Genomic DNA, 1,928 nt, shown 5'->3' on the forward strand with positions numbered 1-1,928 from the left:
TCGCCGCTGCGCGGCGCCCCGGAATGACCAAACAAACAAGATCAGGAAACGCCCGAGGAGCCCGCCGTGACAGAGCCCGCCGCACCCGAGCCGAAGGTCCCGCTGTGGGAGGTGTTCATCCGCGCCCGCAACGGGCTCGCCCACAAGCATGTCGGCTCGCTGCACGCCGCCGACGCGACGCTGGCCCTGCAGGCGGCGCGCGACCTCTACACCCGGCGCGGCGAAGGCCTGTCGATCTGGGTGGTGCCGTCGGCCGCCATCACGGCGTCGGACCCCGCCGACAAGGGCATGATGTTCGAGCCCACCGCCTCGAAGGTCTACCGCCACCCGACCTTCTACGAGATCCCGGACGAAGTCGGCCACATGTGAGCGTGCTCGAGAGTCGCGGCTCCAGCGTTCCCTCCCCCCTTGTGGGGGAGGACAGGGAGGGGGTTACGGCGCCGGCGTCGTGCTCCGCGGCTCACCGCCCTCTCCACCTCTCCCCCACAAGGGGGGAGAGAGCAGGCTTCGACCAGCAGACAGGCCTGATCCGACCACGATATAGATCGACCCGATCCGCACCGGACACCGCCCCCATGACCAGCATCCGCCTCGCCGATACCCCGCTCCTCACCTATGTGCTGCGCCGCGCCGACGATGCGCTGGTGCTCGGGCATCGGCTGTCCGAGTGGTGCGGCAAGGCGCCCCTGATGGAGGAGGAGATGGCGCTCGCCAACATGGGGCTCGACCTGATCGGCCAGGCGCGCGCGCTCTACACCTATGCGGGCGAGGTCGAGGCGAAGGGCCACGACGAGGACGCCCTCGCCTATCTGCGCGACGAGCGCGCCTACCGGAACCTGCTGCTGGTCGAGCAGCCGAACGGCGACTTCGCCCTCACCATGGTGCGGCAGCTCCTCTACGCGGCCTTCGTCGATCCGTACTGGCGCGCCATGATGGCGTCGCGCGACACGACGCTGGCGGCGATCGCCGCCAAGGCCGAGAAGGAGACGGCGTATCACCTGCGCCATTCGGCCGAGTGGGTGGTGCGGCTGGGCGACGGCACGGCCGAGAGCCGCCGCCGCGCCGAGCGCGCCCTGGCGCAGCTTTGGCCGTTCACGGACGAGCTCTTTCACACCGACGAGATCGAGCGCGAGATGATCGCGACCGGCGTCGCGGTGGATCCCGCGACGCTGCGTGACACCTGGCGCACGACGGTCGCCGGCGTGTTGGCCCGCGCCACGCTGACGATGCCGGAGGACGGCTGGATGCAGAGCGGCGGACGCGGCGGCCGGCACAGCGAGCATCTCGGCCACCTGCTCGCCGAGCTGCAATACATGCAGCGCACGATTCCCGGAGCGACGTGGTGACGCCGGACCGGGAGCAGCTGCGCGAGACGGCCCGACGCGTCGCCGGCGCGGTGGCGGACCCCGAGATCCCGGTGCTCACAATCGCGGATCTCGGCGTGCTGCGCGACGTGCGGGTCCTCGAGTCAGGCATCGAGGTCGACATCACCCCGACCTATTGCGGCTGCCCGGCCATGACCATGATCGCGCTGGAGATCGAGCTGGCGCTGGAGAAGGCCGGGCTGGGCCGTCCGAAGGTCGTCACGGTTCTGTCGCCGGCCTGGACCACCGACTGGATGAGCGACGAAGGTCGCGCCAAGCTGAAGGACTACGGCATCGCGCCGCCGCAAAAGGGCGCCGGACGCCGCGCCCTGTTCGGCGTCGACACCGTCGCCTGCCCGCAATGCGGCTCGACCGACACGGCCGCGATCGCGGATTTCGGCTCTACGGCGTGCAAGGCCCTGTGGCGCTGCAACACCTGCCGCGAGCCCTTCGACTATTTCAAATGCCATTGAGGCGAGGGATGTCGATGACCGAGCAAGCCGCTCTTTTACCCTCCCCGGGAGCGGGAGAGTCGCTCGCTGAAGGCGAGCGGGGGTGGGTGAA

The 1,928-nt window shown here is 69.9% G+C and carries 3 protein-coding genes; all 3 read left to right on the forward strand.

Annotated features, from left to right (window positions below; genetic code table 11):
* Window positions 1-66: 66 nt before the first annotated feature.
* The gene (gene paaB, locus CH341_RS24840; protein WP_111421664.1) at window positions 67-369 is read left to right on the forward strand and encodes a 1,2-phenylacetyl-CoA epoxidase subunit PaaB; all 303 of its coding nucleotides are present in this window, start codon (window positions 67-69) and stop codon (window positions 367-369) included.
* 206 nt (window positions 370-575) lie between these two features.
* The gene (gene paaC / locus CH341_RS24845) at window positions 576-1,346 is read left to right on the forward strand and encodes a 1,2-phenylacetyl-CoA epoxidase subunit PaaC (protein ID WP_111421665.1); all 771 of its coding nucleotides are present in this window, start codon (window positions 576-578) and stop codon (window positions 1,344-1,346) included.
* On the forward strand, window positions 1,340-1,837 hold the full coding sequence (paaD, locus tag CH341_RS24850) for a 1,2-phenylacetyl-CoA epoxidase subunit PaaD (protein WP_111421666.1): 498 nt from the start codon (window positions 1,340-1,342) through the stop codon (window positions 1,835-1,837). The genes paaC and paaD overlap by 7 nt, the downstream gene beginning before the upstream one ends.
* The last annotated feature ends 91 nt before the right edge of the window (window positions 1,838-1,928 follow it).

The organism is Rhodoplanes roseus (assembly GCF_003258865.1).
GTDB classification, from domain to species: Bacteria; Pseudomonadota; Alphaproteobacteria; order Rhizobiales; family Xanthobacteraceae; genus Rhodoplanes; species Rhodoplanes roseus.

Coding starts and splice junctions, on each gene's coding strand:
- paaC (WP_111421665.1), top strand. CDS start 576: ATGACCAGCATCCGCCTCGCCGATACCCCGCTCCTCACCTATGTGCTG.